The organism is uncultured Parolsenella sp., from assembly GCF_934660935.1.
Lineage (GTDB): Bacteria > Actinomycetota > Coriobacteriia > Coriobacteriales > Atopobiaceae > Parolsenella.
Window position 1 is genome coordinate 86,721 of record NZ_CAKUIH010000001.1, and the last position, 14,380, is coordinate 101,100.

Below are 14,380 nucleotides of genomic sequence, written 5' to 3' on the forward strand. Positions count from 1 at the left end.
CATTGTTTTGTAGAAGCCCCGTCGGCGTGCTGGCCGGCGGGGCTTCTTTTGTGCGAGATTCGCTAGGCAAGTTCTCTTCCCGCTGCTTTTCGCGTGCATGCGGTATCATCGTCCACATGACTACTACAGACACATCCCACATCAGGAACTTTTCCATCGTCGCTCACATCGACCATGGCAAGTCCACCATCTCTGATCGCATCCTCGAGCTCACTCGTACGGTTGAGGAGCGCGACATGGAGTCGCAGCTTCTCGATACGATGGATATCGAGCGCGAGCGCGGCATCACGATCAAGAGCAACGCCGTTCGCGTGATGTATGACGCGGATGATGGCGAGACCTACCAGTTCAACCTCATCGACACCCCGGGTCACGTGGACTTTACCTATGAGGTCTCGCGATCGCTCGCCGCGTGCGAGGGTGCCGTTCTCGTCGTCGACTCCACCCAGGGCGTCGAGGCGCAGACGGTCTCCAACGCCAGCCTCGCCATGAACGCCAACCTCGATATTGTTCCCGCGATCAACAAGATCGACCTTCCGAGCGCCCATCCCGAGGAGGTCAAGGAGGAGATCGAGGAGGAGCTCGCCATTCCTGCCGACGACGCTGTTTGCGTATCTGGCAAGACGGGCGAGGGTATCCATGACCTTCTTGAGTCGATCGTCTTCCTCATCTCGCCTCCCAAAGGAGACTACAACGCTCCGCTCAAGGCGCTGATCCTCGACTCCTACTTCGACGAGTACCGTGGCGTCGTCGCCACCGTGCGTGTGTTCGACGGTCACATCGCCAAGGGCGACGACCTCCTCATGATGCAGGGCGGAGAGCGCTTCTTGGCTGACGGCGTGGGCGTCAAGCGTCCCGCGGAGACCCTCGTCGGCGAGCTCGGTGTGGGCGAGGTTGGCTTCGTCGTTACCGGTCTCAAGGATCCCGAGGCCGTGCGCGTCGGCGACACCATCACGCTTGCTGAGAGGCCCTGCGACGCCCCCATGCCGGGCTATCGCGAGGCGAAGCCCATGGTCTACACCGGACTCTTCCCGGTGGACAACAAAGAGTACGAGAACCTTCGCGACGCCCTCGAGAAGCTTCACGTCAACGATCCGTCGCTCGTCTGGACGCCCGAGACCTCCGTGGCCCTCGGCTTTGGCTTCCGCGTGGGCTTCCTCGGTCTCCTTCATATGGAGGTCGTCAAGGAGCGCCTCGAGCGAGAGTTCAACCTCGACCTCATCGCGACGAGCCCCTCGGTCGACTATCACGTGTACAAGACTGACGGCGAGATGGTGGGCGTCCGCAGCCCCCAGGACCTCCCTGATGTCACCTGCATCGACCACATCGAGGAGCCCTTCCTCAAGGCGAAGATCATCTGCCCGCCCGAGTTTACGGGTGCGGTCATGCAGCTTGCCATCGAGCATCGCGGCGTCACAACGAACATGGTCCACCTCACGCAGAAGTCCGTCGAGATGCAGTTCGACATGCCCCTCGCGGAGCTTATCCTCGACTTCTTCGACCAGCTCAAGAGCCGCACGAAGGGCTATGCCTCGCTTGACTACGAGTTCTCCGAGTATCGACCGAGCGACCTCGTGAAGCTCGACATCCTGCTGTCCGGCGACGAGGTCGACGCGCTGTCGTTCATCGTCCACAAGGACAAGGCCTACACGCTCGCGCGCGGCCTTTGCGACAAGCTCAAGGAGATCATCCCGCGCCAGCAGTTCGAGGTGCCTATCCAGGGGGCTATCGGCAACAAGATCATTGCGCGTTCCACCGTTAAGGCCATGCGCAAGGACGTCCTCGCCAAGTGCTACGGCGGCGACATCTCGCGTAAGCGCAAGCTCCTCGAGAAGCAGAAGGAGGGCAAGAAGCGCATGAAGGCCATCGGTTCGGTCGACGTGCCGCAGGAGGCCTTCATGGCGATTCTCAAGGTGGACGAATAGTGGCACGTTCTTCAGTTCGCACGGACGAGCAGCGCGCGCTCGCGATGAGCGATGCCGCTGCTCGCGTCATGGAGGAGGGTGCCGCTTCCGCAGGCCTGTCCTGGCCGCCCGCTCCTTTTGCCAGCAGCGAGGCCGGTTCCTTGGCGGACCGGCTTTCCGCCAACCCGTTTCTCATGGCTCCCATGGCGAGCGTCACGGATTCCGCCTATAGGATCATGGCGCGTGCGGGTGGCGCCGCCATCGCGTACACCGAGATGGTCTCCGTGACGGGTATCCACTATAAGAGTGAGAAGACCTGGCAGCTGGTCGAGCCCAACCAGGCGGAGCCGGATCTTGCCGTGCAGCTCTTCGGCGCTGACCCGGAGCACTTCCGCGAGGCGGCGCCTCTGGTGGCCGAGCGCGTCGGCGATCGTCTTACGCTCGTCGACGTCAACATGGCCTGCCCCGTCCCTAAGGTTACCAAGGGGGGAGCTGGCTCTGCGCTTCTTGATGAGCCTGAGCTCGCCGCAAAGATCGTTCGCGCGCTCGTCGACTCTCTAGACGTTCCGGTTACCGTCAAGATTCGCGTTGGCCGCACGCCCGGTAAGATCGTGGGTCCGGACTTCGCCCGTGCCATGGAGGCGGCTGGCGCGTCCGCCATTGCCGTCCACGGGCGCTTGGCGTCCCAGATGTATCGCGGCGAGTCAGATCCCGCCGCGATAGCGGAGGTCGTCGAGGCGGTGAGTGTGCCCGTCATCGCTTCTGGCGACGCGTTAGACGCTGCTCGCGCCACTCGCCTGCTATCTGATACGGGCGCTGCCGCCTGCTTCGTGGCGCGCGGAAGCTATGGCGACCCTTGGATCTTTGATAACGCTCGCCGCGTGCTTGCGGGGGAAGGGGAGATCGAGGTCACGCCCAGGATGCGGCTCGCTGCCTTCAGGCTTCATGTCCGGCTGCTCGTCGCGACGGGCGCGCATATGGCCCGCGCTCGCAGCCTGGCCGGATGGTATCTCCGTGGCGTTCCTGAGGCCGCGGCGTGGCGCGAGAGGGCTATGCACTGCCGTGACGTCGCTGACTACCTTGCCCTCGCCGACGAGCTCGAGGCAACGCTGTGACGCCACGTCCCTCTGCCGGCGTCGGCGCGTTCTATCTCCATGTCCCCTTCTGCGTGAGGCGCTGTCGCTATTGTGACTTCTCGACGGCGGCGACCCGTCATGATGACCCGCTTATGGCGGCCTATGCGTCCTCGCTTGAGAACCTGGTCGAAGAGGCTCGCGAGCTCGGATTCCTTGCGGAGTGCCAGACCGCCTACCTAGGCGGTGGCACGCCGACGATGCTTGGTGCCAAGAGCCTCTCTTCGCTCGTCTCGGCCGTTCGCTCGGTGCCGTCCGTCCGCGAGCTTAGCTTTGAGGCGAATCCCGAGTCTTTAACCGACGAGGTCCTCGGTGCCACTGTCGTCTCCGGGGCGACGCGCGTCTCTATTGGCGTCCAGAGCTTTGATGACCGTGAGCTCCGGGGCCTTGGTCGCGTGCATACGGCCGGGCTTGCCTCTGATCGCGTAGCCGCCGCCGTGGCTTCGGGTCTCGACGTGTCCCTTGACCTTATGTGCGGAATTCCCTTCCAGACTCCGGAGTCTTGGCACAAGTCCCTCGCGCGGGCAGTCGAGCTTGGCGTTGGGCATGTGAGCTGCTACCCGCTCATGATCGAACCCGGCACCCCACTCGAGCGCATGTGCGAGTCCGGCGAGGTCCCCTGGCCCTCGGACGATACCGAGGCGGATGACATGGAGACGGCGTTCGACGTCTTCGAGTCCGCTGGATATTCGCGATATGAAGTTGCGAGTTACGCCCAGCCTGGAAAACGCTGCCAACACAACATTGCCTATTGGACGGGCATCCCGTATCTTGGCCTCGGAGTCTCCGCGGCTAGCATGCTGAGCCTGCCCGAATACGAAGCCCTTCAAACTGTGGTGTCCTCCCTTCCGGCTCCTTCGGATGGCGCCTGGCGCTTCAGGCTCACGTCGTCGGATGACGTTCGCGCATACGCGCGGGTGCGTTCCCTTGCCGAGCTTAGCTTTGAAGTCGAGCAGATGACCGAGACCGAGGCCGTGGCCGAGGACCTCATGCTGGCCGCGAGGATGACTGACGGAATCCCCGCCGCACTTCAGGCACGCGCCCGTCATGTTCTTGGAGAAAACCGTGTGGGGGAGTGCTTCTCCGCCCTTATCGGCAACGGCTATCTCGTGGCGGCCGACTGCGGCTCGCTCGTTCCGACCAAAAAGGGGTGGTTGCTCGGCAACGAGCTATATGGTCCCCTTTGGAACCTTGCGAGCGAAGGATAGAGTTCGTCCTCTGCGCTCCTAATGTTGAGGACTACTGCTGCGGTTCACGCTATCCGATATGAGTAAACACGTGAACAACCTGGGACAATATAAACGGTTATTCTGATGGGGCTGCAAAAATACTGCCGGTATTCCGGCGCCGAATTGGGAGATAGCCTTGCTTTCCTGGATCACAGACATCTTCATGGCCGTCATGCGTCCGTGTTATGACCTCACGCAGAACTGGTGGCTCACCATCCTCCTCTTCACGCTCATCGTGAAGGTGGTTCTCATGCCGCTGTCGCTGTGGTGCCAGTGGAACTCCATCATCATGGTGCGCATGATGCCTGCCCTCAACCGCGTGAAGGTGAAGTACTTCGGCGATCAGGAGCAGATTGGCGAACGCCAGAGCGAGCTCAACCGCGAGTACCACTACCACCCGCTGCTCTCGCTCATTCCCCTTGCCGTGCAGATCATCATCCTGTTCGGCCTCGTCGACGTCATCCACGCCATCACGGATTCGGGTGCCGCCGGTACCGAATTCCTCGGCCTTGTGCCCATGGAGGATGGTGGGACTTCCTGGATCATGCCCATCCTCGCGACGCTTTCCGCCGTCGTCATGGGCGTGGCCTCCAACCACATCAACCCGCTCCAGCGCGAGCAGTCCACCGCCGAGAAGAACTCGACCAATGGCCTGTCCATCGCGCTCTCGTTCTTCTTGGGCATTTACGTCGCTGCGGGCATGGCCTTCTACTGGGTGTGCTCCAACCTACTGTCCGTCGTGGTCCAGGCCGCGTGCAACCTCATCATTCGCCCGGCGAAGTACGTCGACTACGATGACCTCTCCGCCTCCAAGGTCGAGCTTGCGGAGCTTAACAACCTCTCCAAGAAGAAGGGTCCCTGGTGGAAGCCCGACCCGCTCGCCAAGCGCGAGAAGGCGGATTACAAGCGATTCTTCTCTATCGTTGGCAAGCACGTCGTCTTTTATTCCGAGCGCAGCGGCTTCTGGCGCTACTTCCAAGGTGCCATCGAGTGGCTTCTCGCTAACTCTGATGTCTGCATCCACTACGTCACTGGAGACCCGAACGACCAGGTCTTCGAGTACGCGAAGAGCCATCCGCGCGTTCTCCCGTACTACATCGGCGAGAAGCGCCTCATCACCCTCATGATGAAGATGGACGCAGACGTCGTGGTCATGACGCTTGAGGACCTCGATAACTTCTACATCAAGCGCTCCTACGTGAAGAAGGATGCCTTCTACGCGTTTATGTTCCACCACATGACCTCGACGATCCTCACTGCCCGCCGCGAGGCCTATGACAACTACGACGCTCTCCTTTGCGTGGGCCCGCATCAGCGTGACGAGGTCCGCGCCGCGGAGAAGCTCCGCAACCTGCCCGCCAAGGAGCTTCCCGAGATTGGCTATGACCTTCTCGATCGTGAGATTGCCGCCTACCAGGCACGCGATCACGAGGCGAAGTCTCGTCCGAGCATCCTCATCGCCCCGTCCTGGCAGGAGGATAACATCCTCGATCTCTGTGCTGATGACGTCATTCGTCCGCTGCTTGGTCGCGGCTGGCGCGTCATGGTCCGTCCTCACCCCGAGTACACGAAGCGATTCCGCGCTCGCTGGGAGGCCCTCCAGGCTCGTTATGCGGATGTCCCCGCGGAAGACCTCTACTTCGAGCAGGACTTCTCTTCCAGCGAGTCGATTCTCGAGGCTGACGTCCTCATGACTGACTGGTCGAGCGTCTTCTGCGAATTCTCGCTCGTGACGCTCAAGCCCAGCGTGTTTATTGACACCCCCATGAAGGTGAGCAACCCGGATTGGCAGGAGCTCGGCATCGAGCCGACAGACGTCTCGCTGCGCAACGAGGTTGGTCGCTCCGTCTCCCCGGACGACCTCTCGAAGCTACCCGACATTATCGCGGAGATGATCTCCAATCCTGATGCCTGGCATGACCGCATCGAGGAGGTTCGCTCCCACATGATCTTCAACCTCGGGCACGGCGGCGAGGCAGCTGGCCGTTACCTGCTCGGGAAGATTCTCGAGAAGCAGAATGCTCGAGCCTGCGAGGACGTTGAGGCTAAGGACGAGGACATCCACGATGCCCAGGAGGAGCGAGATGAGGACCTCTAAGAGTCTTGCCGTCTTTTGCTTTGACCTTCTCTTCTTCGCCTTTGGGGCGGGATTGCTGTTTGCGTCGCTTGCGACCCCCGCGTTTGCCTATGTAGACCCGAGTGTCATGACCTATACGATCCAGGCGCTTGCTGGTGTCGCCGTCGCGCTATCTGCTGTGATTGGCGTTGCCTGGAGGCGTCTGCGTCGTGTCGTCCTGAAGTTTCTCAAGGTTGACGAGAACGCTGGAAAGACCGTCGAGACACGCGTGAGCAAGGTAAACGCTATCTCTCACCCGGACTATGCGATGTCTGCCCCCACGACGCTCAGGGAGCCGACTGGCGGGGCCTTTGACGGCGCCCCGCTCACCTGGTCGAAGCGCTTCGGCATCGCGCTGCTCGCTATGGCGTTCTTCATGTTCACGCTCTTCGTCGCCCCCTCCTTCGAGCTTGTCGACGGCAACACGGACAGCCTCTTCTTCACGATCCGCGACGTGTGGGCCCTGCTCGTGGGGTCGGCCTTTGTCATCGGGAGCGTCATCGCCCTCGCGATCTCTTGCGCGCGTGGTAAGGCCTATGACGTGCTCGTCGCCATCGTGTTCGCGCTTGGTGTCGCGGGTTTCGTACAGGCGCTCCTCCTGAACGGCGGCCTGCCGGTGGCGGACGGCCGCGAGGTCGCCTGGGCGAGCTTCTCGTCGAAGATGATTATCGGCGTCATCGTCTGGACCACCCTCGTCGCCGTAGCCGTTGCGGTCGTCGTGAGGGCCCCGGCGCTCGGCCGCCTCTCGCTCGCCACCGTCGCAGTCGTCCTCATCCTGGTCCAGGGCATCTCCATCGCCCGCCCCATCAAGCACGCGGTCTTCGGCACGCCCTCGGACTACATGGTCACGAAGGCTGGCCTGTTCGAGGTCTCCGACAAGAGCAACGTCGTGGTCTTTTGCATCGACACTGTCGACACACAGGAGTTCGACTGCGTTCTCGAGCAGTATCCCGACACCCTCGAGGGTTATGAGGGCTTCATCTACTTCAGGAACTCCGTCGGTTCCATGATCCCCACGGCCTATGGCGTCCCCTTCCTCGTCTCCGGCCAGATGCTCCAGGGCGGCGAGGACTTCCAGCACTACATCGACACGCGCTTCACGCGCAGCAGTTTCGTTTCGGACATGCGTGCGCAGAATTACTCGGTGTCGCTCTACGCCGATTGCCTCTACAGCTACAAGCAGATCGTCGGCGATCAAACGGTCAACATCAAGTCTTCGAGCGACAGAAGGGTTGACGCTTTCGGCACGGTCTCAATTCTTTACAAGGTCGCCCTCTATCGCAACGCCCCCTGGGTCGCGAAGCCAATGTTCTGGTACTACACGGACGATATGAACCAGGCGGTTCTTGGTGGCTCCGCCTCCGGGACGGGTCCCGAGAGCGATGCGTCTTCCCCGTACGTTCTCGACGACGGCGCCTACTACCGCGAGCTTTGCGAGCGCGGCCTTACCGTCTCCGAGGACACGGAGTCCGACGGTGCTTTCAAGTTCATCCACCTCAACGGCGCCCACGTACCCTTCACGTATGACGAGGAGATGAACCAACCCGAGGGCGGCACGGACATGGTCCGTCAGACCCGCGGCACCTTCACGATCCTCCAGCGGTATTTCGACGAGCTCAAGAGGCTCGGCGCCTATGACGACACCACCATCATCGTCACCGCAGACCACGGATATTGGAACTCGGGCATCCACGGCTCTCCCGTCAACAAGCGGGCTGACGGCCTGACCAACCCCGTCTCGCCCATCTGCCTGGTGAAGCCCGCCGGAGCCACCGGCTCCCTCAAGGTGTCCGAGGCCCCCGTGAGCCACATCGACTTCCAGCCGACCGTTCTTCAGGCGATGGGTGGCGATGGTACTGCCTACGGTGAGGGGACAACGTATTTCGATATCCCCGAAAACGCCGACCGTCCGCGCTATTTCGTTGATGAGATCTACGATGGCGTGCAAGAGACCCAGATGAACGAGTGGGTCATCAACGGCGATGCCCTCGACTTCTCCAACTGGTCCCTTACGGGCAAGGTGTGGATGCAGGGCGACCTGTAGAGGCCTCTCCGAGGAAGACGATTCCCCGCGCTGCCAGCGGGATCAGACAGAGGAAGAAGGGCATGGCATACATGCCCTTTGCCTCCCAGAGCAGGTAGACCACGAAGCCAATGAAGAAGGCACAGGGCAGAGCGTATTCTAGGGCGCTCTGCCCTTCTTCTCTAGATTTCTTTGCGAGCCTGAACGCTCCGAATGCCGCGCCAGCGTAAACAAGCGTCTGGAAGCCATCCATGACGACGAGAAGGGTTCTGCATACCCAACCATGGGCGAAGCTGACGTCCCATGCGTCGTAGCGACCGTCCGGCGCATTGGTGCCTTGCGGCGCGGCTTCCGGCCTCATTGTTCCGATCGAGGCGATGTAGAGCGATTGGAATGTTGGGTCGAGCCACTCGGAGGCAACCTTTTTCGAGAAGAACCAGGCAGCGTAGGTGGGGTTTTCCGCAAAGTGTCCAAGAGAATCTCGAATCGAGTCCTCCGCCTCGTGCTCTTGGGCCGTGACATCGCCCTCGTTTCTGATCTGGCTGTCGAGCGCGAATGTGCTCCACCATCCGGGCATGCCCTCCCCGAGGACTCCGTCAGGGCGAAGACCCATCGCAATCCACATCGTCTTCGGTTGGTTGTCTGGGAACGTGACCCCCAGCCTCGATTCCATAATCGATACGGGAATCGAGCCGGCGAGGTTCGACGCCAGTAGGAGCAGGGCGATGGTCGCGGGAATGCGCCACCATTGGGATTTCCTTGCCGAGTCGATGGCGAAGACGATGACAAAGCCGATCGCCACCAGGATATAGGTCGACTTTGCGATGAGCCCAACAAGGAGGAGCAATCCACCTGACACGAGTTGGGCGAATGCCCTTCCTCCGCTCGAGCGCTGCGACTTCATCCATAGGAGCATCGCGAGCATGCAGAGGCACAGGCCCAAAGCGTTGCCGTAGGGAAACACGCAGAAGAGGAGGGGCGCCGCGAACGTGAGCGTCAAGAGCTCGACGACGAGTCGCGTGGGCTTATCCATGCCTGAGGTCCTCGCCATTTCGATTACTACGAGCGAGGTCGCGACGGTTGAGGCCGCGTTGGCGAACTGGAAAGCCATGATGGCGCGTGTGCCAAACAGCCTGAAGAACCCCTCCAATATGAGCAGGATGCCAGACTGGAAAGGATAGTTGGACAGGTACATGTCTCCCGGAAGCCTATTTGCATAGGCGTCTGCCCGGGGCAAGAACGAAGAATACTGGCCTCTTGCGAGCTCCTCGGCATATTGGGTGAGCTGCCTTGAGTCTGAGAATCCGTTGTAGGCGGTCGCGTTGTCCAAGATCCACCAGGTGCAAAAGGCCAGTGCTATGAGGGACAATGCACAGATGAGTCCTCGTTCGCTCACTTTGTCTGCGTGCCTGGCAAGGGCTAGGCACGCAGACGCATAAGCGATGGTGACGAGGGCGCTCCCCGTGATCTCAATCGCCCATTTTGGCTGCAGGGGCGTGTTGAAGGCAACGCGCTCGCCGACGATGGCTCCAAGTGGTCCCATGACGGTCAAGATGAGAGAGCCCGCCGCAAGTAGCAGGCTGATCGCACCAACAAGCACGCAACCCAGCGAGAGGAACCAAGCAAAACGGCCTCTCTTTATGTTTCTCTGGTCCCTCTCGCCTTCCATGCTGATCTGCCTAGTCCCTGGTGAGCTTCCTGTGGATGCGGTGGGGCTTGGAAGCCTCCTCGCCAAGACGACGCACGCGGTCGCGCTGGTAGTCGTCGAAGTTGCCCTCGAACCAGTGCCAGCGGCCAGGCTCCTCGTCGGTGCCCTCCCACGCCAGGATGTGCGTGGCGACTCGGTCGAGGAACCAGCGGTCGTGCGAGGTGATAACGGAGCAGCCGGGGAAGGCGAGCAGGGCCTCCTCGAGGCTCTCGAGGGTCTCGGTGTCGAGGTCGTTCGTGGGCTCGTCGAGAAGCAGCAGGTTGCCGCCCTGCTTGAGCGTGAGCGCGAGGTTCAGGCGGTTGCGCTCGCCGCCGGAGAGGACGCCGGCAGCCTTCTGCTGGTCCGGGCCCTTGAAGCCAAACGCGGAGACATAGGCGCGGGAGTTGATCTCGTCCTTGCCCACGATGATGAAGTCGTTGCCGTCGGAGACGACCTCCCAGACGTTCTTGTCGCCATCGATGCCAGAGCGCATCTGATCGACATAGGAGAGTTTAACCGTCTCGCCGAGCGTAATGGAGCCGCTCGTGGCCTCCTCGGTGGCAGAGCTTGCGAGCGAGCTGTCGCCGGCGGCTACGGCGGCGCCCACGATCATCTTGAAGAGCGTGGACTTACCAACGCCGTTGGGGCCGATGACGCCGACGATGCCGTTTCGCGGCAGCTCGAAGGAGAGGTCGTCTATGAGGACGCGGTCGCCAAAGCTCTTGGAGAGGTGCTCCGCGACGAGGACCTTCGTGCCCAGGCGGGGGCCGGTGGGGATGCGGATGTCGGTCACGCTGACGGTGCGACCGGAACGCGCCTCGGCCTCCATCTGCTCGTAGCGCTCGAGACGCGCCTTGTTCTTGGCCTGGCGGGCCTTGGGGCTGCTGCGGACCCACTCGAGCTCGTTCTTGAGGCGCGTGGCGAGCTTGGCCTCCTTCTGGCCCTGGGCCTCGAGGCGGGCCGCCTTGGTTTCGAGGTAGGTGGAGTAGTTGCCCTTGTAGGGGTAGAGCTGGCCGCGGTCGACCTCGCAGATCCACTCGGCGACGTTGTCGAGGAAGTAGCGATCGTGGGTAACGGCAAGGACGGCGCCGGGATAGTTCTTGAGGAACTTCTCGAGCCAAAGGACGCTCTCGGCGTCGAGGTGGTTCGTGGGCTCGTCGAGAAGGAGCAGGTCCGGGGCCTCGAGCAGCAGGCGGCAGAGGGCGACGCGCCTACGCTCGCCACCGGAAAGCACGTTTACCGGCATTTCGGGATCCGGGCACTGCAGGGCGTCCATGGCCTGGGTGAGCTGGGAATCGAGGTCCCAGCCGTTCACGGCGTCAATCTCATCCTGGAGCTTGCCCATCTCGGTCATGAGGGCGTCGAAGTCCGCATCGGGATCGGCCATCTCGACGCTGATCTGATTGAAGCGCTCGATCTTGGCGAGGGTGTCCCCAAAGGCGAGGCGGACGTTCTCGATGACGGTCTTGTCCTCGTCAAGCGGGGGCTCCTGCTCGAGCAGGCCCACGGTGTAGCCCGGGGTGAGGCGAGCGTCGCCGTTGGTGAGCTCGGTCTTGCCGGCCATGACCTTGAGCAGCGTGGACTTGCCCATGCCGTTGGGACCCACGACGCCGATCTTGGCGCCGGGGAAGAAGCTGAGCGTGACGTCATCGAGAATGACCTTGTCGCCGACGCTCTTACGAGCCTCGAACATCTGATAAATGAACTCTGCCATCTGGATACCTCCTGGTAGCGGTGGCTTGGTTTCGGGTGCGGCCGCGCCGCGCTATGCCATAAACGCTTCAAGACTATCAGAAGATGCGTGCATCGTCTGTGAGCTGCCGTGATGTTTGGGTAGAATGACGGGCGTTAGTGTTTCCGGGAAGTCCGGGATGGGCCTACGAGACGGGAGACCACGAGTCCATGGCCTCGATGAACGATAAAGACTATTACGCGATCCTCGGCGTCGATCACGATGCGACCGAGGAGCAGATTCGTAAGGCCTTCCAGCAGAAGGCTCGCAAGCTTCACCCTGATATCAACAAGGAGCCTGACGCCGAGGAGAAGTTCAAGGAGGTCTCCGAGGCCTACGCCGTGCTCTCTGATCCAGACAAACGCCGTCGTTATGACGCCATGCAGTCTGGCAACCCCTTCGCCGCTTCCGGCGGCTATGGCTCGCCCAGTGCCCAGGGCGACCCCTTCGGGGGCATGGGCGACTTCTGGGGCTTCCCGTTCGGCGGCGGGTTTGGCTCGCAGCGCTCGGCTCGTTCGCGCAGCCGCGCTTACAATCCCCAGGCTGGCGGCGATGTCGTTTATCAGCTTGACATCGACGACAAGCAGGCTAAGGAGGGCTGCCGCAAGGGCGTTACCTATCAGCGCTACGTCGCGTGCGAGGTCTGTCACGGCATGGGCTCCGTGCACACTGACCACGCGAGGACGTGTCCCACCTGCGGTGGCTCGGGCCACATCTCGGTGGACCTCGCGAGTCTCTTTGGCATCGGCGTCATGAACATGGTCTGCCCGGAGTGCGAGGGGTCGGGCAAGGTCGTTGCGGATCCGTGCAGCTCCTGTGGCGGTTCCGGCCGCGTTCTCTCTGCGAGCGAGGTCGTCATCGATATCCCCGCAGGTAGCCACGACGGCGACACCGTTCGCGTGAGCGGCATGGGCAATGCCGGAACGAATGGCTCCACGTCCGGCGACTTCGTCTGCCGCGTTGGCGTGCCCAGCGAGCGTCTCAGCCCTCGCGCGGCCCAGGGCTTCCAGATGATCGGCTTTGCGTTGCCGTTCATCATCCTCGGTCTCACGGTCAAGGTGCTCGTCGATGTTGCCGCCGTGTTCTCGCTGCCCCTGTGCGGCATCGGCATCTGGCTGATTCTGAAGTCCGGCGGCTTTCTGCACCATGGTTCCCGCTGGTGGAAGAACGCCAGCAGCTATCTGGTGAACGGAGCCGTAAACGGCGCGACAGTCGCCATCTTCATGAGCTTTATGGTTTCGTGCATGAGCGGTCTTGGAACCGCAGGCTATACGGGTGCCACGAGGCTTGGCTAGTTCTTCTTCGGCGGCTCGTGCCGCCTTCGGTTCGAACAAGTGAGTTGGGAAGCGAGTATAACGAGCGTGGAAGCTAAGATCGATTATTACGAGGTCCTCGGCGTTGACCATGACGCTGACGCGCGAGCCATCAAGCGTGCCTACATCAAGAAGGCGCGCACCCTCCACCCGGACGTAAACGACGCCCCGGATGCGGAGGAGCGCTTCAAGGAGGTCAACGAGGCGTACTCCGTCCTCTCTGACGAGCAGAAGCGCGCTAACTATGACCGCTACGGGGACCCGGACGGTCCCGCCGGCTTCGGTGGTGGTTATGCGGACGTCTCCGATATCTTCGGCGGCTTTGGCATGGATGACATCTTCTCCTCGTTCTTTGGAGGGGGAGCCTCTTCTGGTGGCGGGAGGGCGGCTCGTACTGCGGGTCGCGACATGGGCATCACGCTTCGCGTCAGCCTCGCGGACGCGGCTCGTGGCGTCACCAAGACCATCACCTACGATCGCCTCGCTCCTTGTGACGATTGCAATGGCACCGGTGCCGCGGAAGGTGGCAAGGTCACCACGTGCTCCCGCTGCCACGGAACTGGTCGCGTCGTGACCGTCCAGCGCACCATCCTCGGCCAGATGCAGACCCAGAGCGAGTGTCCGGAGTGCCATGGCACGGGTAAGGTTATCGACCACCCATGCGAGACCTGTGGCGGACAGGGTCGCACGCCCAATCACGAGACCGTGAAGATCGATGTTCCCGCCGGCGTCCATTCCGGACAGACCCTTAAGGTCGAGGGATACGGCGAGGCTGGAATCCGTGGCGATCGTTCCGGAGACCTTGTCGTTCGCATCGAGGTCCGTGAGGATGAGCGTTTCGAGCGCCAGGGCGATGACCTCTTCTGCGTCGAGGACGTCTCCGCACTCGAGGCCATGTGTGGTTGCACGCTCAAGGTGGAGGGCATCCTCGAGGGTGAGACCGTCGAGGTAAAGGTGCCTGCCGGCTGTCAGCATGCACAGCACATCGAGGTCGAGGGCTATGGCATGCCGCGTCAAGGCAGCTCCGCGAGGGGTAGCCTCGTCGTCGTGGTTAACATCGTCGTGCCGCAGGACCTCTCGAAGGCGGATCTTGATTCCTTGCGTGCCATCGCCGCCTCGCGTGGCGAGCGCGTCTCTGACGAGACGGCTTCCCATGAGGGCTTCTTCGGCAAGCGCCCGGGTCGCGCGGCGTCTGCGAAGAAGGCGTCTGGCGAAAGGCACGGCAAGTGACGCGGCTCGGCTC

General features: G+C 62.0%; 9 protein-coding genes. 7 read left to right on the top strand and 2 right to left on the bottom strand.

Features of this window, described 5'->3' with window-relative positions:
- Positions 1-116: 116 nt before the first annotated feature.
- The 5 genes from lepA to Q0H23_RS00400 all read left to right on the top strand — a co-directional run bounded on the left by lepA (position 117) and on the right by Q0H23_RS00400 (position 8,426).
- Complete coding sequence (lepA, locus tag Q0H23_RS00380; RefSeq protein WP_293834532.1) at positions 117-1,925, top strand: translation elongation factor 4; 1,809 nt, start codon at positions 117-119, stop codon at positions 1,923-1,925.
- A complete protein-coding gene (locus Q0H23_RS00385; protein WP_293834534.1) occupies positions 1,925-3,019 on the top strand; it encodes a tRNA-dihydrouridine synthase in 1,095 nt (364 codons plus the stop codon). Before lepA ends, Q0H23_RS00385 begins: the two co-directional genes overlap by 1 nt.
- Entirely contained in the window at positions 3,016-4,245 is a 1,230-nt protein-coding gene (locus Q0H23_RS00390) for a coproporphyrinogen-III oxidase family protein (RefSeq protein ID WP_293834536.1), read from the top strand. The genes Q0H23_RS00385 and Q0H23_RS00390 overlap by 4 nt, the downstream gene beginning before the upstream one ends.
- A gap of 157 nt (positions 4,246-4,402) precedes the next feature.
- Complete coding sequence (yidC, locus tag Q0H23_RS00395) at positions 4,403-6,364, top strand: membrane protein insertase YidC (protein ID WP_293834539.1); 1,962 nt, start codon at positions 4,403-4,405, stop codon at positions 6,362-6,364.
- Positions 6,351-8,426, top strand: coding sequence for a sulfatase-like hydrolase/transferase (locus Q0H23_RS00400; protein WP_293834541.1), 2,076 nt, complete (start codon positions 6,351-6,353; stop codon positions 8,424-8,426). Before yidC ends, Q0H23_RS00400 begins: the two co-directional genes overlap by 14 nt.
- On the opposite strand, the gene Q0H23_RS00405 is transcribed toward Q0H23_RS00400, so the two are convergent.
- A complete protein-coding gene (locus Q0H23_RS00405; protein ID WP_293834542.1) occupies positions 8,392-10,140 on the bottom strand; it encodes a hypothetical protein in 1,749 nt (582 codons plus the stop codon). The genes Q0H23_RS00400 and Q0H23_RS00405 overlap by 35 nt on opposite strands.
- A complete protein-coding gene (gene ettA, locus Q0H23_RS00410; protein ID WP_293834544.1) occupies positions 10,085-11,806 on the bottom strand; it encodes an energy-dependent translational throttle protein EttA in 1,722 nt (573 codons plus the stop codon). Before ettA ends, Q0H23_RS00405 begins: the two co-directional genes overlap by 56 nt.
- A 188-nt stretch (positions 11,807-11,994) precedes the next feature.
- Here ettA and Q0H23_RS00415 point away from each other — a divergent pair, with 188 nt between their 5' ends.
- On the top strand, positions 11,995-13,119 hold the full coding sequence (locus Q0H23_RS00415) for a DnaJ domain-containing protein (protein WP_293834546.1): 1,125 nt from the start codon (positions 11,995-11,997) through the stop codon (positions 13,117-13,119).
- A gap of 66 nt (positions 13,120-13,185) precedes the next feature.
- Entirely contained in the window at positions 13,186-14,367 is a 1,182-nt protein-coding gene (gene dnaJ, locus Q0H23_RS00420; protein WP_293834549.1) for a molecular chaperone DnaJ, read from the top strand.
- Positions 14,368-14,380: the final 13 nt, after the last annotated feature.